The sequence below is a fragment of the Streptomyces sp. CC228A genome (assembly GCF_021390935.1).
In the GTDB taxonomy this organism is placed as follows: domain Bacteria; phylum Actinomycetota; class Actinomycetes; order Streptomycetales; family Streptomycetaceae; genus Streptomyces.
Genome location: NZ_JAJPUI010000001.1, coordinates 151,390 through 175,241, shown reverse-complemented (window position 1 = coordinate 175,241; position 23,852 = coordinate 151,390). Strand labels below are relative to the sequence as shown.

Genomic DNA, 23,852 nt, shown 5'->3' with positions numbered 1-23,852 from the left:
GCTTGCTTACCGGGAAGGCTCCCGGTGTACTGACGAGTAATATTTCGTTGCGGGGCGCCCGCCGCCCCGAGCGGAAACCGCCCCATCAGGCGCCTATGCTGCGTGCAACAAGGCAGCCCAGTAATGACGATGCAGTAGGAGAGCCGGCGTGAGCTTGAGGATCGTTGTCTGTGTGAAGTACGTGCCCGACGCCACCGGCGACCGGCACTTCGCCGATGACCTGACCGTCGACCGCGACGACGTCGACGGCCTGCTGTCGGAGCTGGACGAGTACGCGGTCGAGCAGGCGCTGCAGATCGCGGAAGAGGCGGACGACGCGGAGATCACCGTGCTCACCGTCGGTCCCGAGGACGCCAAGGACGCCCTGCGCAAGGCGCTGTCGATGGGCGCCGACAAGGCCGTCCACGTCGAGGACGACGACCTGCACGGCACCGACGTCATGGGCACCTCCCTGGTGCTCGCCAAGGCCATCGAGAAGACCGGCTACGACCTGGTCGTCTGCGGCATGGCCTCCACCGACGGCGTCATGGGCGTCCTGCCGGCGCTGCTCGCCGAGCGCCTCGGCGTCCCGCAGGTCACCCTGCTCTCCGAGGTCTCCGTCGAGGACGGCGTGGTCAAGGGCCGCCGCGACGGCGACGCCGCGACCGAGCAGCTGGAGGCGTCCCTCCCGGCCGTCGTGTCCGTGACGGACCAGTCGGGCGAGGCCCGCTACCCGTCCTTCAAGGGCATCATGGCCGCCAAGAAGAAGCCCGTGGAGTCCCTGGACCTCGACGACCTCGACATCGAGGCGGACGCGGTCGGTCTCGAGGGCGCCTGGACCAAGGTCGACTCGGCCGTGGAGCGGCCGGCCCGCACCGCCGGCACGATCGTCAAGGACGAGGGCGAGGGCGGCAAGCAGCTCGCGGAGTTCCTCGCCGGCCAGAAGTTCATCTGAGGCTTCGGCCCCCCACCGCCCCCTCACCCCTCGCAAGCAGGAGAGAAGAAGTCCCATGGCTGAAGTTCTCGTCTACGTCGACCACGCGGACGGCGCCGTCCGCAAGCCGACCCTGGAGCTGCTGACGCTCGCCCGCCGCATCGGCGAGCCGGTCGCCGTCGCCCTGGGCGCCGGCGCCGAGGCCACCGCCGCCACGCTCGGCGAGCACGGCGCCACCCGCGTCCTCACCGCCGACGCGCCCGAGTTCGCCGACTACCTCGTCGTCCCGAAGGTGGACGCGCTCCAGGCCGCCTACGAGTCGGTGTCCCCGGCCGCCGTGCTCGTGCCGTCCTCCGCGGAGGGCAAGGAGATCGCCGCCCGCCTCGCGGTCCGCATCGGCTCCGGCATCATCACGGACGCCATCGACCTGGAGGCCGGCGACGAGGGCCCGGTCGCGACGCAGTCCGTGTTCGCCGCCGCCTTCACCACCAAGTCCCGCGTCTCCAAGGGCGTCCCGGTCATCACGGTCAAGCCGAACTCGGCCCCCGTGGAGCCCGCGGCCGCGGCAGGCGCCGTCGAGGCCCTGTCCGTCTCCTTCTCCGAGCAGGCCACCGGCACCAAGGTCGTCTCCCGCACCCCGCGCGAGTCGACCGGCCGCCCCGAGCTGACCGAGGCCGCGATCGTGGTCTCCGGCGGCCGCGGCGTCAACGGCGCCGAGAACTTCGCGATCATCGAGGCGCTGGCCGACTCGCTCGGTGCCGCCGTCGGCGCCTCGCGCGCCGCCGTGGACGCCGGCTGGTACCCGCACACCAGCCAGGTCGGCCAGACCGGCAAGTCGGTCTCCCCGCAGCTGTACATCGCGGCCGGCATCTCCGGCGCGATCCAGCACCGCGCCGGCATGCAGACCTCGAAGACCATCGTGGCCATCAACAAGGACGCCGAGGCCCCGATCTTCGAGCTGGTCGACTACGGCGTGGTCGGCGACCTCTTCGAGGTCGTCCCGCAGCTGACCGAAGAGGTCACGTCCCGCAAGGGCTGATCGCGCGCCCAGGCACACGGCCCGGGGCCGCGCGGTGGACCACCACCGCGCGGCCCCGGGCCTTCGCCGTGCCGTCACACCGCGGGTCCCCCGTCCGCGACGAGCCTCCAGCGGCCCACCTCGCGGTACGCGGAGTCGTGGACGGGAGACCCGTCGCCGGGCTCCAGTGCGTAGTGGTGCAGGTTCCCGCCCCAGTAGCGCAGGATCCTCCCCAGCTCCCTCGCGGTCGTCTCCGCCGATGCCTCGTCGTCCACGGTCACTTCGAGCAGGAACTTCACGTGTCCGTCCTTCCTCACGGGACCATCGATGCCGGGCGCCTGGCTCCTTCCAGTGTTTCATTCACCAGCGACGTAGGACTTTTCCCGCATCGCCGCTGGTGGGGGTGGCGGAATGTCCGGAGAAGCCTCAATCAGGGGGTGAGGGTCCGAGGGACGAACCCTGTGCGGACGCCCGCCCTCCCGGCGGTGCGGGCCGGCCGCCCGGGCGCGGCGCACCCCGCGTGGCGGGCGGCCTGTCCGCGCGGCAGATGCGCACCCGCGTCCGGCAGAGGGGCGCCGCCCCGGCCGACCGCCTCCGCCGTCCACCGGATCCTCGCCCCGCCGCACGCCGAGGCGCCCGGCGCCGCCAGGCCGCCCGCGCGCGGCGGTCCCCGGCCGGTCGCCCGGCCGACGCGGGTCGGTGGACGGGCGACCTGCACGCGCGCGGCCTGCGCTGCTGCGCCCCGGCGTCGGCCGCGGACGCGCCCTTCGTCGCGCCGGTCACCATTGACGCACCTCCGCCGCCCCGGATAACTTCACCATGCGGATGAAGGATTCCGGCAGACGGAAACAGTGAGCTGATGGAGGGTGCGGGCATGGACCGGTACGAAGACCGGCAGGAGCAGGTGGCGACCAGCCTCGCCGGTGCGGTCGGCGAGGGCGTCAGCGCCTCCCTCGCCGCGGTGGACGCCGAGCTGGCCCGCCGCTACCCCGGCGACCCCGGCACCCGGCAGCCCGTCCACACCGTCTACGTACCCGGCGACGCCTTCGCCGCCGACACCGTCCGCTCCTGGGGCGACCGCGCCCTCGCCGCACTCGACGAGCACGCCCCCGACGCCGCCGCCCTGGCCGCCGTCCTCGGCCTGCCCGACGAGCTCGCCGAGCCCGTTCACGCCCGCGTACGGGCCAAGCTGGAGCAGGAGCCCATCGAGGACCTGCGGGTCGACTTCGAGGACGGCTACGGCGGCCGCACCGACGCCGACGAGGACCGCGACGCCGCACGCGCCGCCCGGCTGGTCGCCGAGGCGTACCGGAACGGCACGGCCGCCCCGTACATGGGCATCCGCATGAAGTGCATGGAGGCCGCCGTACGCGACCGGGGCATCCGCACCCTCGACGTCTTCCTCACCGGCCTGATGGAGGCCGGGGGACTGCCGGACGGGCTCGTCCTCACCCTGCCCAAGGTCACCTACCCGCAGCAGGTCACGGCGATGGTGAGGCTGCTGGAGGAGTTCGAGAAGGCCCGCGGCCTGGAGCCCGGCCGCATCGGCTTCGAGATCCAGATCGAGACCAGCCAGGCCATCCTGGCCGCCGACGGCACCGCCACCGTCGCCCGCATGATCGACGCCGCCGAAGGCCGCGCCACCGGCCTCCACTACGGCACCTTCGACTACAGCGCCTGCCTCGGCGTGTCCGCCGCCTACCAGGCCAGCGACCACCCCGCCGCCGACCACGCCAAGGCCGTCATGCAGGTCGCGGCGGCCGGCACCGGCGTGCGGGTCTCCGACGGGTCGACGAACGTCCTGCCCGTGGGGCCCACCGAGCAGGTCCACGACGCCTGGCGGCTGCACTACGGCCTCACCCGCCGCGCCCTGGCCCGCGCCTACTACCAGGGCTGGGACATGCACCCCGGCCACCTCCCCACCCGGTACGCCGCCGTCTTCGCCTTCTACCGCGAGGGCTTCGCGCAGGCCGCCGCCCGCCTGGCCGCGTACGCCAACCAGGCCGGCGGTGACGTCATGGACGAACCGGCCACCGCCAAGGCCCTGAGCTCCTACCTGCTGCGCGGCATCGACTGCGGGGCGCTCGACACCGCCGAGGTGGCGGCCCACACCGGCCTCACCCGCGCCGACCTCGACGGCTTCGCCGCCCCGCGGCGCGGCGACCTGACGGCCACCGCCCCGTAGCCGCCGGACGCCGGGGCCGCCGCCACCGCCCCGTACCCTGTACCCGTTGATCACACCGACGTACAAGGGAACGGGGCCAGCGGTGTCTTCGGGGGAGCACGCAGCATTGATCGCGGGGCGGTACCGCCCCGTCCGGCAGCTGGGGCGCGGGGGGATGGGCGTCGTCTGGCAGGCCGTGGACGAGGTCCTCGGCCGCGACGTGGCCGTCAAGGAACTGCGGACGTACACGGACTCGTCCGCGCCCGAGCTGGCCGAGCTGACGCTGCGGATGCAGCGGGAGGCCCGGGCGGCGGCCCGCGTCCGGCACCCCGGTGTCGTCTCGGTGCACGACATCGCCGAGCACGAGGGCCGACCGGTCATCGTCATGGAACTCGTCGACGGCCCCTCCCTCGCGGACGTCCTGGCCGAGCGCGGCACCGTGGACCCGCGCGAGGCCGCCCGGACGGGCGCCAAGGTGCTGGAGGCGCTGGCCGCCGCCCATGACGCCGGTGTCCTGCACCGCGATGTCAAGCCCGGGAACATCCTGCTGGACGGGGCGGGCCGGGTCGTCCTCACCGATTTCGGCATCGCCGCCATGGAGGACCCGGGCGACGGGTCCACCGCCCACCTCACCCGCAGCGGCGAACTCGTCGGCTCCCTCGACTACCTGGCGCCCGAGCGGGCCCAGGGCGGCCGGCCGGGACCCGCCTCCGACGTGTGGGCCCTGGGCGCCACCCTCTACGCGGCGGTGGAGGGCACCTCGCCGTTCCGCCGCACGTCCACCTGGTCGACGCTCACCGCGATCGTGGTGGAGCCGCTGCCGGAACCCCGGCGCGCCGGCCCGCTGGGATCGCTCCTCCAGCAGCTCATGCACAAGGACCCGGCGCAGCGCCCGGACGCCCGGACGGCCGCCCGGCTCCTGGCCGACTTCGCTGACCCTCCGGGCGGCGCGCCCGAGGCGGCCCACGCGCCGGACCGCCCCGCGGCGGCGGCCCCGCAGCCCGCCGCTCAGGAACCGGCCGGCTTCGGACCCGCCGCGCACGAACCCGCCGGCTTCGGACCCGCTCCCTTCCCGCCGCCGAGCGGCGCGCCGACAGGCGGCGGGTCCTGGCCGCCGGTGCCCGGCGGTACGGGACCGGGCGCCGCGGGCTTCGCCGGTACGGCAGCGGGGGCGGCTGCCGGCGCCTTCGGGCCGGTGGGCGCTTTCCCGTCCGACCCCGCCGGGGGCGGCAGCGCGGCGGCCGGCGGTCCGGAAGGGGGCGGTACGGCACCCGGTGGACCTGGCGGTGCGGTGCCCGGCGGGTTCCCGTCCGGTGCCGTGGCCGGTGGCACCGTGGCCGGTGGCACCGGGTACGCGAGCGGGCGGAAGGCCCCGCGGCTCCCGTGAGGGAAGGGGCGCGCAGGCGCCGCGGCACGTCCCGGGCGCTCGTCGCCGCCGCGGTCGCCGCCGTGGTGCTGGCCGGGGGCGGGGCGACGTACCTCCTGACGAACGGTGACCCGACCGCGGCCGCCGGGGCGCCCTCCGCGGCCGGCGGCGGGGACGGAGCCGCCGCGGGCGGAGGGGGTGTCGGGGGCCCGGACGGCGGAGAGGCCCTGCCCCTCACCCCCGGCGACGAACCGTCGCCCGCGGCCTCCGGCAGCGGCGCGGCGCGCTCCGCCGCCCCGTCGCCTTCCTCGTCGCCGTCCCGCGCCTCGGCCTCACCTTCCGCCACCCCGTCCCGGACGGGCTCCGCCGCGCGGAAGGGAAGCACCGGCGGCGGCTCCACCGCCACGAGCGGTGGCGCGGCGACCGGTGCCTCCCCGGCCGCCACGAGCGGCGGGGGAGCCGCGCCCCAGGAGCCGGCGTGCTTCCCCCGGGCGGACGGCAAGTACGACTGCACGGTGTGGCGCACCGCGACGACGTACTGGAGCGACGGCCGCCAGGCAGGGGTCCTCAACGCCGGGAAGAACTACTTCTCGTGCCAGGCCAACCTCGGCCGCCGCGAGACGTCGGGGGAGTGGACGAACGTCTGGTGGGCCAAGACCGACGACGACAGCGGCAATGTCGACGTGTGGGTCAGCGACGTCTACCTCCAGGGCGGCGACAACGACGCGCCGGTGCCCGGCCTGCCGGTCTGCTGACTTCCCTCCACCGGACCCGGGGGCACGGCGGGTCCGAGGGCGAGTGGTTCGGTGCGGGGTCGGGGGCGCGGTGGGTGCGAGGGCGGTCGGGTCGGGTGGGGCCGGCGGGTGCGGTGGGCTGGGGGCGAGTGGGGCGGAGCGGGGGGTGGGGGTTCGGGTAGGCAGGTCGGCGGAGGTCTGATGGGTCGGAGCGGCTCGGCGTAGGGCCCGGGGCCCGAGTGGGTCCGGCGGGCCGGAGTCGCTTGGCGTGGGTCTGGTGGGCCGAGGGTGCTTGGCGTGGGTCTGGTCGGTCGGAGTGGGTCCGGCGGGCCGAGGGCGCTTGGCGGGTGTACGGGGCGCCGCCTCCTGGCGGCGCCCCGCCGTGTCCTCCTGGCCCGCGCGGCCTTCCTGCCCTGCTCGCGTCCTCGGGGCTCGGCGGCCTCCACGCGGTGTGGTGCCTCCGCAGAGGACCGTGCCACGCCTCCTGGGCAGGGGCCGGCCTCCGCCCCGCCCCGCCCGCAGGAGCCCGCGTCTGCCCTGCCGCACGGGCGGGACACCGCGTTCCCGCCGACTTTGAGCGAAAAATGATTGACGAAAAACATTTCGCGAAAAACTTGACGTGGCTTGTGCGGTCGGGTGACGCTGGACGCATCCCCGCTCCTCCGGCCCCTCTGAAAGGGGGCTTTCGATGGCCACCCCGACCGCGACCGAGACGCACCCCGCCACCAGCCCCCCGGCTCTGCCCCTGTCCCTGCCGCAGCCGGTCACCGCACTGGTGACCGATCGGCCCGACGACCTCGCGGTGGTGGACGCCGCCGCCCGCCTGGCCGCCCCCCGACGCGTCCCCGTGCTGCTCGTCGTGGCCCTGCCCGACCGGCCGCGACCGTCCGCCGGGGTCGGCGAGGACACCGCCCCCGCGGGCGTGCACCTGGCGCGGGTACTGGCCAGGCTGCGGCGCGACGGTGTCGGCTGCATCCCTGTCGCCACCCGCCTCCTCACGGGCCGGGCGGGCGGCCGGGGCCCGGGGCCGCCGGGGCGGTGCTGGACCTGGCGGCCCGCCACTACTCCCCTCTGGTGGTGGCCTCCCGCAGGGGACCGGACGGTCTGGACGCGCGGAGCCTGATCGACGCCTCCCTGCGGCGGGGCGGCGCCTTCGTCCACGCCGTCGCCCCGGCCCGTGCCGGCAGCCACGCGACCGGCCTGCCGCCCGCGGTGGTGCGCCACGTGTGGGCACTGGCCGACGGGCACCTCCCGGCCGGGCCGGTCGGCCGCCCCGAACGCCGGGGCCTCGGGACGGTGGCTCCTTCCGCGCGCACAGCCGCTCCCCGCCCTGCGGCACCTCGCTCCGGCGACAGGGCCGCGCCACCGGACGACCGCCGTCCGGCAGGGCCGGGGGCGTGACACCCGGCTGAAGCGGCGGACCCGGCCCGGCCCTGCTCCACGGCTGGCCCGGCCGGCTCCGCCGCTCTTCCCCACCCGCCCGTCCGCCGTCCCGAGCGCGAGGAAGGAAGCCGATCCGCCATGAGTACCCTGTCGTTCACCGTCCCGCTGTGGGCGTGGGCCGCCGTCACGCTCGTCATCGCCGTCATGCTCGCCGTCGACCTGATCGCCCACCGCGACAGCCACGTCATCGGCTTCAAGGAAGCCGCCCTGTGGTCCGGGGCGTGGATCGCGATCGGCCTCGCCTTCGGCCTGGTCCTGCTGGTCTGGCAGGGCGCCGAAGTGTCCTCCACCTACTACGCGGGCTATCTCATCGAGAAGGCGCTGTCGGTCGACAACGTCTTCGTCTTCGCGCTGGTCTTCTCCTTCTTCGCCGTCCCCGACGCCTACCGGCACAAGGTGCTCTTCTGGGGCGTCGTCGGCGCCCTGCTCTTCCGGCTGGTGTTCATCTTCGTCGGCGCCGAACTGCTGCAGCTGTTCTTCTGGAGCGCCTACCTGTTCGGGGCGTTCCTGATCTGGACCGGCTGGAAGATGGCCGTCTCCAAGGACGTGGAGGTGGACCCTGACCGCAACCCCGTCGTCCGCCTGGTCAAGAGGATCGTGCCCACCGACGCGAGGTACCACGGCGACCGGTTCTTCACGAGGATCGACGGGCGGCGGGTGGCCACCCTGCTGTTCGTGGCGCTGGTCGCGATCGAGGCCACGGACCTGGTCTTCGCCGTCGACTCGGTCGCTGCGATCCTGGCGATCACCACCAACACGTTCCTGGTGTGGACGGCCAACGCCTTCGCCATCCTGGGGCTGCGGAGTCTGTACTTCTGCCTGGCCGGGCTGCTGCGCCGGTTCGCCTATCTGCACTACGGGCTGGCCGTGCTGCTGGCCTTCGCCGGGGTGAAGCTGATCCTTTCGGAGACCCCGGTGGGGAAGCTGCCGATCCCGCTGACGCTGGGCGTGATCGTGGTGACCCTCACCGTGTCCATCGCCTGGTCCCTCCTGGCCACCCGCGGCGACCCAGCGGACGGCGACCCCGGGGGCGGGGCCAGGAGTTCCGCGGCTCCCGAGCCCGCGGCCGGCCCCGCCGGTCCGCACTCCGGGGCGGGGCCCGGGACCGGTCCGCACACCGAGCCGGCGTCCGCGGCGGAGCCGACCGGCCCGCGCCCCGGGCCGGTGCCGGAGACGGGGCCGGGCGGCCCGTACCCCGAGCCGGTGCCCGGCCCCCGCTCGACCGGACCGCACGGCCCGCGCCGACCCTCATGAGCACCCCGGCCCCGCCCGGCATCCGGGCACCCCGCCGACCGACTCCGCACGGCCACTGCCGCCGCCCGCGCAGCCGTCCGCCGTCCGGCACGCGCCGCCCGCCCGCGCAGCCCTCCGCCCGGCGGTGGCCACCCGGCGCGGCCGCGGCACGTGCGCGCGGGACCGCTGCGCCAGGTGGCGGCACGGGCAGGGAAGGTGCAGGGCCCAGAGCCGGGCTCCGCGTCCGGGAGCCCGGCGGCGGGGACGAACCGCCGCCCGCAGCCCTACGTTCGGGGCGGGATCTCGCCCGACCCGCGGGGGACCAGCACCGTGGGGAGCTCCACCCGCGCGGCGGGCCCCTGCGCGCCGTCCAGTCGGTGGAAGAGCCGTTCCGCGGCCGTGCGCCCCAGTGCGGCGGCGTCCTGCGCGATCACCGTGATCCCCAGCAGGTCGGCCAGTTCGATGTCGTCGAAGCCGACCAGGGCGACCGGCCGGCCCCGCGCGGCGAGCTCCCGTACGGCGGTCACGGTCACCCGGTTGTTGCCCGCGAACAGCGCGGTCACCGCGGCGGGGCCGGTCAGCATGGCCGCCACCGCCTCCCGTACCCGTGCCGGTTCTGTCGAGCCGAGCGACACCCACGCGTCGTCCACGGGCAGCCCGGCGTCCTCCATGGCCGCCCGGTAGCCGCGCAACCGCTCCACGGCGGTGTGGATGCGCGGCTGGTCGCCGATGAAGCCGATCCTGCGGTGGCCGTGCGCGATGAGGTGGGCGACGCCCGCGCGGGCCCCGCCGAAGCTGTCGGACAGCACGGTGTCGGCCTCGATCCGGCCCGCGGGCCGGTCGACGAAGACGGTGGCGACCCCGGCCCGGATCTCGGGCTCCAGGTAGCGGTGGTCCGTCCCGGCGGGGATGACGATCAGCCCGTCCACGCGCCGCGCGCACAGGGCCAGGGCGAGTTCCTGCTCGCGGTCGGGGTCCTCCGCGCTCGACCCGTTGATCAGCAGGGCGCCGTGGGCGCGCGCGACCTCCTCCACGGCCCGGCTCAGGGGCCCGTAGAACGGGTCGGCGAGATCCTCCAGTACCAGGCCGACGGACGCGGTGCGGCCCTTGCGGAGCACCCGCGCGCTGTCGTTCCTGCGGAACCCCAGGGCCTCGATGGCCTCCTGGACGCGGCGCTCGGTGTCCGCGGTGACGCCCGGCTCGCCGTTCACCACCCGGGACACGGTCTTCAGCCCCACGCCCGCCCGGGCGGCCACGTCCTTCATGGTGGGCCGGGTGCCGTAGCGGGCGGCGGCGGGGCTTCGGGCGGTCCTGGCGTTGTCGGCCACGGTGCGCAGTCCTGTCCTGTTCCGGTCGGCTTGCCGTACGACTCGTACGACGGTTGAGCATAGGCCCTGGACAACGTTGTCAAAAGCTTGCACACTGCACGGGAGGCCAACCCGCCCCGGCGGGTCCGACGGCACGTCAGGAGCGCCGGACCCGCCGTCCGCCGCAGTGCGCGGCAGACCGGCCGTGCGTGCGGCGACGCGCCCCGGGACGACCGGCGTCCGGGAAGGGGGCGTGGCCGCAGGTGTCTCGCCGTACGCCGCGTCCCGCACCCGCCGTCCGCCGCACCGGACGGCAGGGGGCAAGCGGGCCGCCACCGCCGCGCCCGCCACGCACCACCGGCGTGACGGCCAGGCGCCCGGCCCTGCGGGCGCGGAGACGGGCCGCGACCTGCTACGACCGAACGACTACGGGGGATCCGACGGCCATGTACACCGAGGCGCTGTCCCAGCACACGCGGCACCGGCCCGACCGGATCGTGGCGGCACTGGACATCGGCGGCACCAAGATCGCGGGCGCCCTCGTGGACGGCGCCGGCCGGTTCCGGGCCCGGAGCCGGCGGCCCACCCCCGCGCGGCAGGGAGCCGACACGGTGATGGGCGCGGTGGAAGCGGTCCTCGCCGACCTGGCCGCCTCCCCGCTGTGGCGGTGCGCGGAGGCCATCGGCATCGGCAGCGCCGGCCCGGTGGACGCCTCGGCCGGCACGGTCAGCCCGGTCAACGTCCCCGCCTGGCGCGGCTACCCGCTGGTCGACCGGGTCCGGACGGCCACCGGGGGCGGCCTGCCGGTCACACTGATCGGCGACGGCGTCGCCATGACCGCGGCCGAGCACTGGCAGGGCGCGGCCAGGGGCCATGACAACGCCCTGTGCCTGGTGGTCTCCACCGGAGTCGGCGGCGGTCTCGTCCTCGGCGGGCGCCTCCACCCGGGGCCCACCGGCAACGCCGGCCACATCGGCCACATGAGCGTCGACCTGGACGGCGACCCCTGCCCGTGCGGGGGCCGCGGCTGCCTCGAAGGGATCGCCAGCGGCCCCAACATCGCCCGACGCGCCCTGGAGAACGGCTGGCGCCCCGCAGCCGACGGCGACGCCACGGCGGCGGCGGTCGCCGCGTCGGCCCGTCTCGGCGACCCCGCCGCGCGGGCCTCCTTCGACCGGGCCGCCCGCGCCCTGGCGGCGGGCATCGCCGCCACCGCCACGCTGGTGGAGGTCGACATCGCGGTCGTCGGCGGGGAGTGGCGGCGCGGGCGACGTGCTGTTCGCACCGCTGCGGCGCGCCCTGCGGGACTACGCCGCGCTCTCCTTCGTCCGGGGCTGACGGTGGCGCCGGCCGTGACCGGCACGGACGCGGGCCTCCTGGGCGCCGCCGCGGCGGCGCGCACGGCGCCCGGGCCGCGGGCCGCTGACGCGGGGCCGCCGCCCGGTGGGCCGGTCCGGTATCCGGCGGGGCGGTAGCGCGGCGCACCGCGGGCACGGGGGTCGCCCGGCAGGGGCGGGCTGCACGGGGACGGTCTCCTCACCCGTGTGCACGGGTACGCGCGGTGCCGCCACCCGTTCACGTGCCGGCAGGGCCCCCGCCGCGCGCCGCTCGTGCACCCAGGCGGCCAGCTGGGTCCTGGAGGTCAGCCCCAGCTTCGCCAGGGCGCGCCCGACGTGGCTCTCCGCCGTGCGGCGGGCGATGACCAGCCGGGCCGCGATCTCCTGGTTGCCCAGCCCGGCGGCGACGAGGTCCGCCACCTCCCGCTCCCGCCGCGTCAGCTCCGTTCCGGAGTACGGCCCCGCGGACCCGGCCGTACGCCCGCCGGTGCGCGGGGCCGGGGCCGCGGCGGTGGCCCGCGCCGTGTGCCCGGGGGTGCGCGGCGGGGTGTCACGCGCGGCGTCCGGCAGCCGGGCCGACGGCTCCTCCAAGACGTACGCGAGCGCCTCGTCGAAACCGAGACCCGCACCGTGGCGCAGCATCCGCTCGAAGTCGGCTGCCGGCAGCGCCGCCCGCGTCTCCCGCTCGCACCGCTCGTGCGACACCGCCATGAACGGCGCGGCGAACAGCGCGCCGCCGATGGCCTCCCACAGGGACCGCAGGACGCCCAGCAGGCAAGCCGCCCGCCGCGTCCCGCCGTCGGACGCGGCGCTCCACGCCAGGATCTCCACGCACAGGGCGATGCCCCACAGATCGCCGAGCGGCCGCAGCAGCCGGATCGCCTGCCGTGCCAGCAGGGCGGCCGCCCCGCGGTCCCCGGTCTCCCACCGGATGAGGGACTCGGCGAAGAGCGCGTCGGCCCTGATCCACGTCTCCCCGTGCGCCGAGGTGACGGTCCGGCACTCCCGGCACAGGGCGAGAGCGCGGTCCGTGTGGCCCAGCATGGTCAGCACGATCGCGTGCTTGAAGGTGCACTCCATGGCCCCGGCGAGGTCGCCGCCGCCCCGGTGGCGGGCCGCGGCCTCCCCCAGGAGGCCCGCGGCGACGGCCAGATCCCCGCGGAACGCGGCCGCCAGCGCCCGGTGGTGCAGCGCCCACGCCAGGCCGGAGGCGTCCCCGATCCGTTCGGCCTCCGCCTCGTACGCGTCGATCGCGGGCACCGACTCGACGACCGCGCCCTGCATCAGCCCCAGGTACAGGTACGCGCCCATCGCCGTCACGTGTGCGGCTCCCCGGCCCGGGCCCGCTTCCAGCAGGCGGGCCAGCCAGCGGCGCCCCTCGCCGAGGCCGCCCTGGCTGATCCAGTAGTGCCGCGGCAGCGAGGCCAGGGCCAGGCCGGCGGCCGCCTCGCCCGGTGTGCGCAGGCAGAAGTCCAGCGCCGCCCGCAGGTTGGCGTGCTCGCCGTGCAGCCGGGCGAACCAGGCGACCTGCTCGGGACCGAACCAGGCACCCTCCGCCCGCCGCGCCAGCTCCAGGCAGTGGTCCCGGTGGTTCCGGCGCAGCCGGACCGTCTCGGCGGTCTCGGCGAGCCGCTCCTGCCCGTACGCCCGGACCGTCTCCAGCATCCGGAAGCGGGCCCGGCCGTGCTGCTCGTGCCGCACGAGGACCGACTTCTCCACCAGGCCGTGCACCGCGTCGACCACGGCGGGGCGGGGCAGCCCCGGCCCTGCGCAGACCTCTTCGGCGGCCTCCAGGCCGAAACCGCCGGCGAAGACGGACGCCCGCGCCCACAGGACGCGCTCCCGGTCGGAGCAGAGGTCGTGGCTCCAGTCCATCAGCTCCCGCAAGGCCCGCTGGCGGGGGAGCGCGGCGCGGCTGCCACCGGTGAGCAGGGCGAACCGGTCGTCGAGCCGCTCGATGATCTCCCTCAGCGTGAGTGTCCGCATGCGGGCGGCGGCCAGTTCGAGCGCGAGCGGCAGGCCGTCCAGGCGGTGCACCAGATCGGCCACGGCCGCGGCGTTGCCGTCGCTGACCCGGAAGCCGGGCAGGACCGCGGCGGCCCGCTGGGCGAAGAGGACGACCGACTCGTACCGCAGCGCCTCCTTGGCGGACAGCGGCGGCGGGGCGGTGGCCGCCCCGCCGCCGAAGGGGTGCGGCCAAGGCCCGCTGTCCGGGGCCGCGGGCGGCGGCTCCCCGCTCCGGTCCCGCAACCGCTGGGCCGCCGCCGTGGCGGGCTGCGCCGGTGCTGTCGCGGCGCGCTCGGGCCGCGCCTCGTGCCGGGTTTGCGGGGGCCCGGAAGCCTCCCCGCAGCCGGTCGGCGCAGGCCCGGAATCCGCCGAGTGCAGGGTCGGCGCAGGCCCGGAATCCGCCGCGTGCCGGGTCGGCGCAGGCCCGTCGTGCCCCGGAGCGGCCGAGGGGCGGCGGCCGGCGCCGCCTCGCCGTCCCCTGCGCCGGCCGGGGGCCGGTGCGGCGCCGCCGCGGGGCGTCCGTGCCCCGGCGCGTGCGGGGCCGGTGCTGTCGCGCCCGGGGGCGCTGCCCGCGCCTCGTCCGGCGCTTGGAGCGTCCCGGCGGACCGTTCGCGGAGCTTCGCCGCGGGCCGCTCCTGCTGCTTCGCCGCGGACGGCTTCCGGAGCTCGGTCGCGTCCGGTTCGGGAGGCGGCGCCGTGCCCGGTCGGGGAGCGCGGGCGGGCCCGCTGCCGGGGGTGGCGCGGTGTCCGGTCGGGGAGGCGCCGACGTCCGGGGGCCCAGGGGGCTCGCCGTGCCGGGGGAGGCCCGGCCGCCGCGTCCTGCGCGGGGTGCGGCGCCGGTTGCGGAACCGGACCCGCACCCGTCCCCGGCGCCGTTGCGCGGCCCCAGCGCGGTCCTGGCATCGGCTCCAGGAAGAACGTCTGCTCGCCCGTGATGCCGAGGACGTGCCGGCTGGTCGCCAGCACCCGCAGGCGCGGCGCCGCGCGCAGCAGCGCGTCGAGCACCGGCACGCACGCGTCCGCCAGGTGCTCGCAGTTGTCCACGACCAGCAGCATGTGCCGTTTCCGCACGTGCGCCGCGACGCTGTCGAGCGTGAGACGGGTGCGCCGCCCGCGCAGGCCGACCGCCGCGGCCACCGTCTCCGGCAGCAGCCCCGGGTCGCGCAGGCTCGCGAGTTCGACCAGGCGGACGCCGTCGGGGAAGGCGCGGCGCAGCCCGGCGCCCACCTGGTACGCCAACCGCGTCATGCCCACCCCGCCCACGCCCGTCACCGTCACCAGGCGGGACGCGGAGAGCAGGTGCCTGACCGCGTCCGTCTCGTCCCGTCTGCCGACGAAGGGCGTCAGCTCGGCGGGCAGCGCGCCCGCCTCCGCCCACGACTCCGCAGCTCCCATGGGGCCCAACCTATAGCGCCCCCGTGAACTCCCTGGTGGCTTCACGTGTTTGCGTAGTTTCACGGATGCCTGCGCCGGGGTCCGGGTGGGAGCGTCTGGTGCCGCACAGGCGGCGCACGCCGCTGGGGACCCGGGGGAGCGACGACCGATGACCGACCGAGACCGCGGCAGGGCGGCTGCCGCACGGCAGCGCGTGGCGGCGCCTGTGCCCCTGGCCATGGCGGTGGCACTGCTGGCGGCGGGATGCGCGGGCGCGTCCGGCGAAGCCCCGGAGGACACCGTGCGGGAGACGGCCGGACCGTCCGCCCGGCCGACGGCGTCCCCGCGACCGGCGATCCGGCACCACCGGATGACACCGCGCCGCCGACGCGGGCAGCTCCGCCGAGCACGGGTGCGGGCGGAGGCACCGCGGACCTGGCGGCGGTCGTCCTGGCGAACGGCGACCTGGCGGAGTTCCAGATCACCGACGTCCCCGGAAAGGTCCGCGACACGCCGTCCGGCGCCATCCGGCCGGACGCCTGTCGGCCGGTGGCCGACCTGCGCCGCGAGACGTACGCCCCGGCGCCGCGCGCCCTGGAGCGGCGCCATGCGCTGGCGTCCCGGGGCGAACACCTGGGCACGGGCACGCAGATCACCCTCGCCGAGTTCGCCGAGGAGGACGCGCGGAAGATCATGGAAGGGCTGCGGGGGGCCGTGCGCGCCTGCGGGAACGGCTACACCGGCGACGGGCGCGGCACCATCACGGTGAGTCCGCGCGACACGCCCGACATCGGAGAGGAGGCGGTGTCCTTCCACACCGCCGGCCGCGGCGTCCCCTCGACGTACACCGTCGTCCGCCGAGGCCCCCACCTGCTCCGCTTCGTGGCCACCTCGGGGAAGGGCGGCGACGTGCCGGTCCCGACGCCCGTGCTGGTCCAGCAGGTCATGAAGCTGCAGGCGGCCACGGACTGAGGGAGGGGGCCGCCCGTGTGGGGTTGCCTGTTCGTCCTGCTGATCGTGGGCCTCGTCGGCAAGCTCCTCGTGAGTCCGATCACCGTCACCGACCTGATGGCCGCGCAGACTCCGCCGCAGCAGGCCGGGCCCGAGGTGTGGGCTGCCTCCGTCGGACTCGCCGCGGCCACCGCCGTGGTCATGGCCCTGACGGCCGGCCGCCGCAGAGCGGGCCGCTGGTGGGTGGTCCTCGCCCGGGCGGCGGCGCTGCTGGCCGTGTCCACGGCGGTGGCGCTCTGGGTGCGGCACGCCGTGGGAACCGACGACTGGACGCGGGGCGCGACGCTGGAGAGCCTCGCCGCCGGGATCACCGCGTTCGCCTTCCGCGTCGCCGTACGCCGGTCGGAGCGGGGCAGACCGCTGCCGGGGGAGGTGTGGCTGGCCCTGGTGCCGTTCCGCGAGCGCGACGAGTGCGCCCGGCACTACTGCGTGGTGCTGAGCCGCCGGTGGGGGTATGCCGAGGTCCTCCAGATCACGTCGCAGAACAAGGACGGGCGCTCCGGCTTCGTCTGGCTTCCCAACGCCGACTGGGACCGCGTGTCCGGCAAGGGCCACTGGGTGGAGGTCGGGCTTCCGCCTCGCCGCGTGCCGTACCGCAACTTCCTCAAGGACCGCCCGCAGGGCCCGTGTCCGCCCGCCGTGTGGCGGGAGCTGCGGCGGCGCCGTCCGGACTGATGCCATGGCGCACGGCCGGCGCGGGCCGCCGTGAGGCGGCGCGCGGGCCGGCCCCGAACCGGCTGTGCGGTGCCGGCCGCCCGACCGGCGGCCCCGACCGCTCGGTGCGGGGCGTCGAGGCGGGCCGGACCCGGACCGCGTGCCGCGGTGGCGGCGAGCGTGCCGGCCCTGACGGGCGGGTGCGGCGGCGGCCCTGGCACGGCTCCACGCGCCGCGTCCTCCGGCTGCCGGGCCGTCGTACTCCGCCGCCGCCCGCCACGCTCGCCAACTCCTGCCGCGCCCGCCCACCCCCGCCAGGCTGGCCGCCCCCTGCCGCGCGTCACCTCTGCCGTGCCCGCCACCTCCGCCAATCCCTGCTGTGCCCGTCACCTCTGCCACGCTCGCCAACTCCTGCCGCGCCCGCCCACCCCCGCCAGGCTGGCCGCCCCCTGCCGCGCGTCACCTCTGCCGTGCCCGCCACCTCCGCCAATCCCTGCTGTGCCCGTCACCTCTGCCACGCTCGCCAACTCCTGCCGCGCCCGCCACCTCCGCGAACCTCCGCCACCCTTTGCGGCGCCCGTCACCTCTGCCACGCCTGCCATCTCCGCCACCCCCGCCAACGCCCGCCACCCGGACCACCCGCGCCGGGGCTTCACCGTGCACCCCTCCCGGCACGGCGGCGCACACCGTGCGACGTGTGCGGGTGCGTGGTGCACTGGACGTGGGAGTCACTCGGATGGCTGCACGGGGTACGCGCGGACCACTGGGGCTCGTCACCGCCGCGGTGACCGCCCTGGTGATGGCGCTCGTCCTGGGACTCGCGGGGTGCACCACGACCGACGAGCCGTCCCGTACACCCACGAGTCCGCAGGACACGGCCGCGCCCACCGCCACGCCCGAGACGGCGACGACCCCAGCCGGGGTCTCCCCGTTCACGGGGCTGCCCGGGCGTCTCGGGCCGGTCCTCGCCGTGAAGATCGACAACGTGCGGCCCGCACGGCCCCACACCGGCCTGGACGCCGCCGACCTCGTGTACGTCGAACAGGTCGAGGGCGGTCTGACCCGGCTGCTCGCCGTGTACTCGTCGCAGGACCCGCCCCGGGTGGGGCCGGTGCGCAGCGCCCGGGAGTCGGACGTGGAGCTGCTGCGCCAGTTCGGCCGGCCCGCGCTCGCCTACTCCGGCGTGCAGAGCGCACTCAAGCCGCTCATCGAGGACGCCCCGCTGCTGCCGCTGCCGCCGGAGGACGCGCCGACCGCGTACGTCCGGGACTCCTCCCGGCCGGCCCCGCACAACCTGTACGTGGTGCCCGGGAAGGCCCTCGCCGCCGCACCCGGCGCCGACCGGCCGCAGGACATCGGATTCCGGTTCGGCGGCGCCCCCGAAGGCGGCCGCTCCGCGGAGTCGTACGCCGTCGACTTCCCGGCGGCGGAGTACGGATTCACCTGGTCCGCCGCCGAGAAGCGGTGGCTCGTCAGCATGGACGGCACCGCCGCGCGGACCACCGGCGGGGAGCGCGTCGGCGCACCCACCGTCGTCGTGCAGCACGTCACCGTCCGCCCGTCCGCCTACGAGGACCGTGGCGGGAACGTCACCCCGTACACGGAGACCGTCGGCTCGGGCAGTGCCGTCGTCCTGCGGGACGGGAAGAGCTACGACGCCCGCTGGAGCCGCCCCTCCGCCGCCGACGGAACCACGTTCACCAGGGAATCCGGCGAACCGCTCCCCTTCGCACCCGGCCCGGTCTGGATCGTCCTCGCCCCCCGGTGACCTCCTGCCCCTGCCGGCGCCGGCCGCGCACCGCAGCAGCGTTTCGGCCAACGAGACGGGGCTGCACCGGCCGTACGCGTCCGCGCCCCCGGTGCGCAAAGCGGTGGTGCCCGGAGCGTTGCGGCCACGCACCCGGCCGTGACGGGTTTCCGTGGCAGGGTGTTGCGGGCAATCCACAGGGGGCCGACGGGGCCTACGGAAGAGGGGGAACCGTGATCGTCTGGATCAACGGTGCGTTCGGTGCCGGCAAGACCAGTGCCGCACGCGAACTGGTCGACCTGATCCCGAACAGCACGCTGTACGACCCGGAACTGGTCGGTGCCGCCCTGCCGGGACTGCTGCCACCGGAGCGGCTCGCCGCGGTCGACGACGTCCAGGACCTGCCGATCTGGCGGCGCCTGGTCGTGGACGCCGCGGCGGCCGTGCTCGCCGAGGTGGGCGGGGTGCTCGTGGTGCCGATGACGGTGCTGCGCCAGGAGTACCGCGACGAGATCTTCGGCGGCCTCGCCGCCCGCCGGATCACCGTCCGCCATATCGTCCTCACCCAAGACGAAACGATCCTGCGCGCCCGCATCGCCGCCCGCCGGGACGACCCGGGCGACCCGGCGGGAACCGGCCGCGCGTGCCGGCGGGCCGAGGACCGCATCGCGCCGTACCGCGCCGCTCTCGACGGCTGGCTGGCGGCCGACGCCTACGCCGTCGACAACGGCTCCCTCACCCCCGAGGCCACGGCCAAGGCCATCGCCGACGCGGTGCGCACCGGCGCGGCCGGCGTCTGCGGCATCGTGCAGACCCCCGAGCCGACCGGCGAGACGCTCGCCGCGGGCGTGCTGCTCTTCGACGAGCAGGACCGCGTGCTGCTGGTGGACCCGACCTACAAGCCGGGTTGGGAGTTCCCGGGCGGGGTCGTCGAGCGCGGGGAGGCCCCGGCCCGGGCGGCGATGCGGGAGGTCGCGGAGGAGACCGGCCTGGAACTCGGGGCCGTGCCCCGGCTCCTGGTCGTCGACTGGGAGCCGCCGGCCCCGCCCCGCTACGGCGGGCTGCGCCTCCTCTTCGACGGCGGACGCCTCACCAGCGCCCAGGCCGACCGGGTGCTGCTGCCCGGCTCCGAGCTGCGCGGCTGGCGCTTCGCGAGCGAGGAGGAGGCGGCCGGGATGCTGCCGCCCGTACGGTACGAACGGCTGCGCTGGGCGCTCAGGGCGCGCGAGCGCGGCACGGTGCTGAACCTGGAAGCGGGCGTTCCGGTCGGCCCGGTGTAGCGCCCTGCCGCCGGGGGTCCGGTGCGGGCCCCGCCGAGCCCGGGGAAGCCGCGCCTGCGCCGGACGGCCGCGTGCCCGGCGCACGGAGGCTGCCGCGCTGGGGCGGCCCCGTCCCCGTGCCGACCCGCGCGGGCGGACGGGCCCGGCCGGCGACGGGCGGTCTGCGGAGCGCCGCCCGCGGGGCGCCCGCAGGCGGCGCTCCGCGGGCGGCCGGGTCCGTCAGTCCTGCCGCGACCGCGCGTAGTGCAGCAGGAACAGCGCCTCCGCCACGGACATGCGCTCCAACTCGTCCGGGGACACGCTCTCGTTCACCGCGTGGATCTGGGCCTCCGGCTCGCTCAGCCCGATCAGCAGCATCTCCGCCTCCGGGTACAGCGCGGCCAGCGTGTTGCACAGCGGGATCGACCCGCCCATGCCCGCCGCCTGCATCTCCCGGCCCGGGTACGCCGCCCGCAGCGCCTCGCCCATCGCCCGGTACGCCGGGCTGGCCACGTCCGCCTGGAAGGGCTGGCCCTGCCCCACCTGCTCCACCGTCACCCGCGCGCCCCACGGGGCGTGCGCCTGGAGGTGCGCCGTGAGCAGCTTCGTGGCCTCCGCCGCGTCCTGCCCCGGCGGCACCCGCAGGCTGACCTGGGCGCGGGCGGACGCCTGCACGGACGGGGTGGCCCCGACGCACGGCGGGCAGTCGATGCCGATGACCGTGACGGCGGGCCGTGCCCACAGCCGGTCCGCGACCGTGCCCGAGCCGATCAGACCCACACCGTCCAGGACCCGCGCGTCGCGGCGGAACTCCTCCTCGTCGTACTGGAGTCCGTCCCAGGCCGCGTCCGCAGCCAGCCCGTCGACGGTCGTCGAACCGTCCTCCGCGCGCAGCGAGTCCAGTACGCGGATGAGCGCGGCCAGCGCGTCCGGCGCGGCGCCGCCGAACTGCCCGGAGTGCAGGTTGCCCGCCAGCGTGTCCACCTGGACCCGCAGCATCGTCATCCCGCGCAGCGTCGAGGTGACCGTCGGCAGGCCCGCCCGGAAGTTCCCGGTGTCGCCGATCACGATCGCGTCGGCGGTCAGCAGCTCGGGGTGCTCCTCGACGTACCGCTCCAGGCCACCGGTGCCCTGCTCCTCCGAGCCCTCCACGATCACCTTGACGCCGACCGGCACCCCGCCGTTCGCCTTCAGGGCGCGCAGCGCGAGCAGGTGCATGATGAACCCGCCCTTGCAGTCGGCGGCTCCGCGCCCGTACCAGCGGCCGTTCCGCTCCGTCAGCTCGAACGGCGGACTGTCCCAGGCCGCGACGTCCAGCGGCGGCTGCACGTCGTAGTGCGCGTACAGCAGGACGGTGGGCGCGCCGGCCGGGCCGGGCAGATGGCCGTACACCGACTGGCTGCCGTCCGGGGTGTCGAGGAGGGCGACGTCCGTGAAGCCCTCCGCACGCAGGGCGTCCGCCACCCAGGCCGCGGCCGCCTCGCACTCGCTGCGCGGGAAGACGGCCGGATCGGCGACCGACCGGAACGCCACCAGCTCGGTGAGTTCCGCCCTGGCGCGGGGCATCAGCGACGCCACGGTGGCGGCGACGGGCTCGGCGAGCGGATCGACCATCGGGTCGGCGGCGGTCATGGGCACGCTCCTCGTGGGTGCGACGGTGTCACGGGGTGTTGCTGGGGTCGGCGTTGCTGCCGGTGCGCCGCGAACGCCGGTTCGATCCTCCCACAGGGACGCTCGCGGTCGGCGCCGTAGGATGCGATCGAGAGCTTGGGACACGGTCTGGATCATCGGGATCAGGAGCAGCAGCACATCGTGAGCAGCGAGAACGCAGCGGCTGAGAGCACAGACGACGAGAACGCGACCGCCCGGGGCGCGGCCGCGCGGCCGCCGGGGGCCGGGCCCGAGGCCCCGGCACCGGAGCCCCTTCCCCGGCCGCCGGCGCGGTGGACGGCGCGGTGGACGGCGCGGTGGACGGCGCGGTGGACGGCGCGATGGACGGCGCGGTGGACGGCGCCGCCGCGCGGCCGGGCTCCGCCCGCTCCGGCGACCCGGCGCCCGGCTCCGCGGCCCACGGCTCCGCGCCGACCGTGCGTGACCGGAGGACCGCCCCGGACGCGGACGCCGGCCGGCCGGGTGCCCACGAGCAGGGTGCCCACGAGCAGGGTGCCGACGGGCGGGGCGCCGGCCGGGGAGGCGCCGAGGACCGGGGCGCCGTCCTGCCGGTCCCCGGTGAGCCGGGCGCCGTCGAGGCGGCCGGGGAAGAGGCGTACGAGACGGAGCCGGGCGCCGGGCCGTCGGAGGCCGTGGCATCCGCCCCGCAGCGGCCGCACGCCGCGAAACCCCACCCGGAGGGCCGCGACGGGGACGCGCCCGACTCCGGCCGGCCGCACCCGGAGGACCGGGACGGCGGGGAACCGGACGCAGGGGAGCCGCGCGGGCTGCCCGGCGGCGGCCCCGCCGAGGCGCCCGCGGCCGATCCGGTCGGGGCCGCGCAGGAGCCGCCCGGCCCCGCCGAGGTGTGGGACGTCGTCGTGGTCGGCGCCGGTCCCGCCGGCGCGTCGGCGGCCTACGCCGCGGCCGTCACCGGGCGCCGGGTGCTGCTCCTGGAGAAGGCGGAGCTGCCCCGCTACAAGACCTGCGGCGGCGGCATCATCGGCCCCTCCCGCGACGCGCTCCCGCCCGGCTTCGAACTGCCGCTGCGGGACCGGGTGCACGCGGTGACGTTCTCCCTGAACGGCCGGTTCGCCCGCACCCGCCGCGCCAAGCGCATGCTGTTCGGCCTCGTCAACCGGCCGGACTTCGACGCCCGGCTGGTGGAGCACGCCCAGAAGGCCGGCGCCGAGCTGCGCACCGGCGCCACCGTGGCCCGGGTGGAGCAGCACGGCGCCGCCGTGCCCGACCGGCGCACGGTCGCCGTCGTCCTCGCCGACGGCGAGACGGTCCTGGCACGGGCCGTGGTCGGCGCCGACGGCAGCGCCAGCCGCATAGGAGCACACGTCGGGGTCAAGCTGGACCAGGTGGACCTCGGACTGGAGGCGGAGATCCCGGTGCCGCCGCCCGTGGCGGAGGACTGGGCGGGCCGGATCCTCATCGACTGGGGCCCCTTGCCCGGCAGTTACGGCTGGGTGTTCCCGAAGGGCGACACCCTCACCGTCGGCGTGATCGCGCACCGCGGTGAAGGCGCCGCCACCAAGCGGTACATGGACGACTTCGTGGCCCGGCTCGGTCTGGCCGGATTCGAACCGTCCCTGTCGTCCGGGCACCTGACGCGCTGCCGGACCGACGACTCGCCGCTCTCCCGCGGCCGGGTCGTCGTCTGCGGCGACGCTGCGGGACTCCTGGAACCGTGGACGCGTGAGGGCATCTCCTTCGCGCTGCGCTCCGGCCGCCTCGCGGGGGAGTGGGCGGTGCGGATCGCGGAGGCGCACGACGCGGTGGACGCGCGCAGGCAGGCCCTGAACTACGCGTTCGCGATCAAGGCGGGGCTGGGCGTCGAGATGGCCGTGGGGCGGCGCATGCTCGGCTTCTTCGCACGGCGCCCCGGACTGCTGCACGCCGTCATCACCGGCTGGCGGCCCGCCTGGCGGGCGTTCACCGACGTGACGCGGGGCACCTCGACGCTGGGCGGGATGGTGCGCGACAGCGCTCTGGCCCGCCGCGCCGTCGACGCGCTGGACCGCCGCCAGGCCGCGGAGCGGCCCGTACCGGACGAGGAGCACCCGGTCCAGGACCCCGCTGAGGGACGCTCCGCGGCCGAGGGGGCGCGGCAGGGGAGTAGCCCGACCGCGGCGCGCTGCATGCCGCTGCACCGGGCCACCCCACCGGGCCACCCCACCGGGCCGCTCCGCTCCGCGCCGGGCCGCACGCGGCGCCGACCGGCCCGCGCTGCCTCACCCGTCGGATGCGGGGCGGCGGCCTCCGGGAGGAGGGGCCTGCGGCGTGCCGGCCGCTCCGCCCGGGTCGTGCCCAGCGGACGCGGGGGCGGGGGCCCGGACGGGCTCCCCGCGGGCGGACCGGCGGTCGCCTGGGTGAACCTCCACAGGACCCGTGCCACCCGGGCCGCGAAGCCCGCCGCGGCCGCGGCCCACGCCCCCGCCACGAGGGTGCGCTCCGTGCCGCCGTCCAGGTCGAAGAGCAGCACCGGGGCGCCGACGAGGCAGAACAGCACGCCGCCGAGCAGCGCCCCGGTCACCACCGCGAAACCGATCTCCACGGTGACGGCGTCCCGCCGGGCCTGCCGTGCATCGCCGTCCCTCATGCCTGACCCCCTGCCGCCCCGTGCCGT

General features: G+C 76.6%; 15 protein-coding genes and 3 pseudogenes. 13 read left to right on the top strand and 5 right to left on the bottom strand.

Going from position 1 to position 23,852, the window contains the following annotated elements; all coding sequences use genetic code 11:
- Positions 1-148: 148 nt before the first annotated feature.
- The gene (locus tag L6E17_RS00780) at positions 149-934 is read left to right on the top strand and encodes an electron transfer flavoprotein subunit beta/FixA family protein (protein ID WP_236238863.1); all 786 of its coding nucleotides are present in this window, start codon (positions 149-151) and stop codon (positions 932-934) included.
- A gap of 55 nt (positions 935-989) precedes the next feature.
- The gene (locus L6E17_RS00775; protein ID WP_236238862.1) at positions 990-1,952 is read left to right on the top strand and encodes an electron transfer flavoprotein subunit alpha/FixB family protein; all 963 of its coding nucleotides are present in this window, start codon (positions 990-992) and stop codon (positions 1,950-1,952) included.
- Positions 1,953-2,026: 74 nt separating this feature from the next.
- Here the strand turns inward: L6E17_RS00775 and L6E17_RS00770 are convergent, their stop codons facing one another.
- A complete protein-coding gene (locus tag L6E17_RS00770; protein WP_236238861.1) occupies positions 2,027-2,230 on the bottom strand; it encodes a hypothetical protein in 204 nt (67 codons plus the stop codon).
- Between the two features lie 575 nt (positions 2,231-2,805).
- Between L6E17_RS00770 and L6E17_RS00765 the strand changes: the two genes are divergently transcribed.
- From L6E17_RS00765 to L6E17_RS00745, 5 genes are all read left to right on the top strand, one after another.
- On the top strand, positions 2,806-4,116 hold the full coding sequence (locus tag L6E17_RS00765) for an aldolase/citrate lyase family protein (RefSeq protein WP_236238860.1): 1,311 nt from the start codon (positions 2,806-2,808) through the stop codon (positions 4,114-4,116).
- Between the two features lie 154 nt (positions 4,117-4,270).
- The gene (locus L6E17_RS31300) at positions 4,271-5,482 is read left to right on the top strand and encodes a serine/threonine-protein kinase (protein ID WP_374108968.1); all 1,212 of its coding nucleotides are present in this window, start codon (positions 4,271-4,273) and stop codon (positions 5,480-5,482) included.
- A complete protein-coding gene (locus L6E17_RS31295; RefSeq protein ID WP_236239675.1) occupies positions 5,479-6,216 on the top strand; it encodes a hypothetical protein in 738 nt (245 codons plus the stop codon). The genes L6E17_RS31300 and L6E17_RS31295 overlap by 4 nt, the downstream gene beginning before the upstream one ends.
- Before the next feature lie 667 nt (positions 6,217-6,883).
- Positions 6,884-7,318 carry a hypothetical protein gene (locus L6E17_RS00750; RefSeq protein WP_236238859.1) on the top strand — a complete coding sequence of 145 codons (435 nt, stop codon included), beginning with the start codon at positions 6,884-6,886 and terminating at the stop codon, positions 7,316-7,318.
- A 398-nt stretch (positions 7,319-7,716) separates the two neighbouring features.
- Positions 7,717-8,892 (top strand): TerC/Alx family metal homeostasis membrane protein, encoded by a 1,176-nt coding sequence (locus L6E17_RS00745; RefSeq protein ID WP_236238858.1) that lies wholly within the window; start codon positions 7,717-7,719, stop codon positions 8,890-8,892.
- Positions 8,893-9,155: 263 nt separating this feature from the next.
- On the opposite strand, the gene L6E17_RS00740 is transcribed toward L6E17_RS00745, so the two are convergent.
- Positions 9,156-10,136, bottom strand: a complete 981-nt coding sequence (locus tag L6E17_RS00740; protein ID WP_236239586.1) for a LacI family DNA-binding transcriptional regulator — start codon at positions 10,134-10,136, stop codon at positions 9,156-9,158.
- Positions 10,137-10,624: 488 nt separating this feature from the next.
- Between L6E17_RS00740 and L6E17_RS00735 the strand changes: the two are divergent.
- Positions 10,625-11,518, top strand: a pseudogene (locus L6E17_RS00735) (ROK family protein); the annotation flags it as partial.
- Here L6E17_RS00735 and L6E17_RS31290 read toward each other — a convergent pair.
- Entirely contained in the window at positions 11,486-14,917 is a 3,432-nt protein-coding gene (locus L6E17_RS31290) for a LuxR C-terminal-related transcriptional regulator (protein ID WP_374108967.1), read from the bottom strand. The pseudogene L6E17_RS00735 and the gene L6E17_RS31290 sit on opposite strands and share 33 nt — an antisense overlap.
- 243 nt (positions 14,918-15,160) lie before the next feature.
- On the opposite strand from L6E17_RS31290, the gene L6E17_RS00725 reads away from it, so the two are divergent.
- From L6E17_RS00725 to L6E17_RS00710, 4 genes are all read left to right on the top strand, one after another.
- Entirely contained in the window at positions 15,161-15,868 is a 708-nt protein-coding gene (locus L6E17_RS00725; protein ID WP_236238856.1) for a hypothetical protein, read from the top strand.
- A 15-nt stretch (positions 15,869-15,883) separates the two neighbouring features.
- Positions 15,884-16,582, top strand: a complete 699-nt coding sequence (locus tag L6E17_RS00720; RefSeq protein ID WP_236238855.1) for a hypothetical protein — start codon at positions 15,884-15,886, stop codon at positions 16,580-16,582.
- A 715-nt stretch (positions 16,583-17,297) separates the two neighbouring features.
- Positions 17,298-18,329 carry a DUF3048 domain-containing protein gene (locus L6E17_RS00715; RefSeq protein WP_236238854.1) on the top strand — a complete coding sequence of 344 codons (1,032 nt, stop codon included), beginning with the start codon at positions 17,298-17,300 and terminating at the stop codon, positions 18,327-18,329.
- Positions 18,330-18,541: 212 nt separating this feature from the next.
- Positions 18,542-19,588 carry an NUDIX domain-containing protein gene (locus L6E17_RS00710; protein WP_236238853.1) on the top strand — a complete coding sequence of 349 codons (1,047 nt, stop codon included), beginning with the start codon at positions 18,542-18,544 and terminating at the stop codon, positions 19,586-19,588.
- A 219-nt stretch (positions 19,589-19,807) separates the two neighbouring features.
- Here L6E17_RS00710 and L6E17_RS00705 read toward each other — a convergent pair whose 3' ends face one another.
- A complete protein-coding gene (locus L6E17_RS00705; protein WP_236238852.1) occupies positions 19,808-21,199 on the bottom strand; it encodes a dipeptidase in 1,392 nt (463 codons plus the stop codon).
- Between the two features lie 884 nt (positions 21,200-22,083).
- Between L6E17_RS00705 and L6E17_RS00700 the strand changes: the two are divergent.
- Positions 22,084-23,250, top strand: a pseudogene (locus L6E17_RS00700) (geranylgeranyl reductase family protein); the annotation flags it as partial.
- A gap of 374 nt (positions 23,251-23,624) precedes the next feature.
- On the opposite strand, the pseudogene L6E17_RS00695 reads toward L6E17_RS00700, so the two are convergent.
- Positions 23,625-23,825: pseudogene (locus tag L6E17_RS00695) on the bottom strand (DUF6332 family protein); the annotation flags it as partial.
- Positions 23,826-23,852: the final 27 nt, after the last annotated feature.

Coding starts and splice junctions, on each gene's coding strand:
- L6E17_RS00715 (WP_236238854.1), top strand. CDS start 17,298: ATGGCTGCACGGGGTACGCGCGGACCACTGGGGCTCGTCACCGCCGCG.
- L6E17_RS00775 (WP_236238862.1), top strand. CDS start 990: ATGGCTGAAGTTCTCGTCTACGTCGACCACGCGGACGGCGCCGTCCGC.
- L6E17_RS00745 (WP_236238858.1), top strand. CDS start 7,717: ATGAGTACCCTGTCGTTCACCGTCCCGCTGTGGGCGTGGGCCGCCGTC.
- L6E17_RS00740 (WP_236239586.1), bottom strand. CDS start 10,136: ATGAAGGACGTGGCCGCCCGGGCGGGCGTGGGGCTGAAGACCGTGTCC.
- L6E17_RS31300 (WP_374108968.1), top strand. CDS start 4,271: ATGGGCGTCGTCTGGCAGGCCGTGGACGAGGTCCTCGGCCGCGACGTG.
- L6E17_RS00765 (WP_236238860.1), top strand. CDS start 2,806: ATGGACCGGTACGAAGACCGGCAGGAGCAGGTGGCGACCAGCCTCGCC.
- L6E17_RS00725 (WP_236238856.1), top strand. CDS start 15,161: ATGCGCGGGCGCGTCCGGCGAAGCCCCGGAGGACACCGTGCGGGAGAC.
- L6E17_RS00705 (WP_236238852.1), bottom strand. CDS start 21,199: ATGACCGCCGCCGACCCGATGGTCGATCCGCTCGCCGAGCCCGTCGCC.
- L6E17_RS00750 (WP_236238859.1), top strand. CDS start 6,884: ATGGCCACCCCGACCGCGACCGAGACGCACCCCGCCACCAGCCCCCCG.
- L6E17_RS31290 (WP_374108967.1), bottom strand. CDS start 14,917: ATGGGAGCTGCGGAGTCGTGGGCGGAGGCGGGCGCGCTGCCCGCCGAG.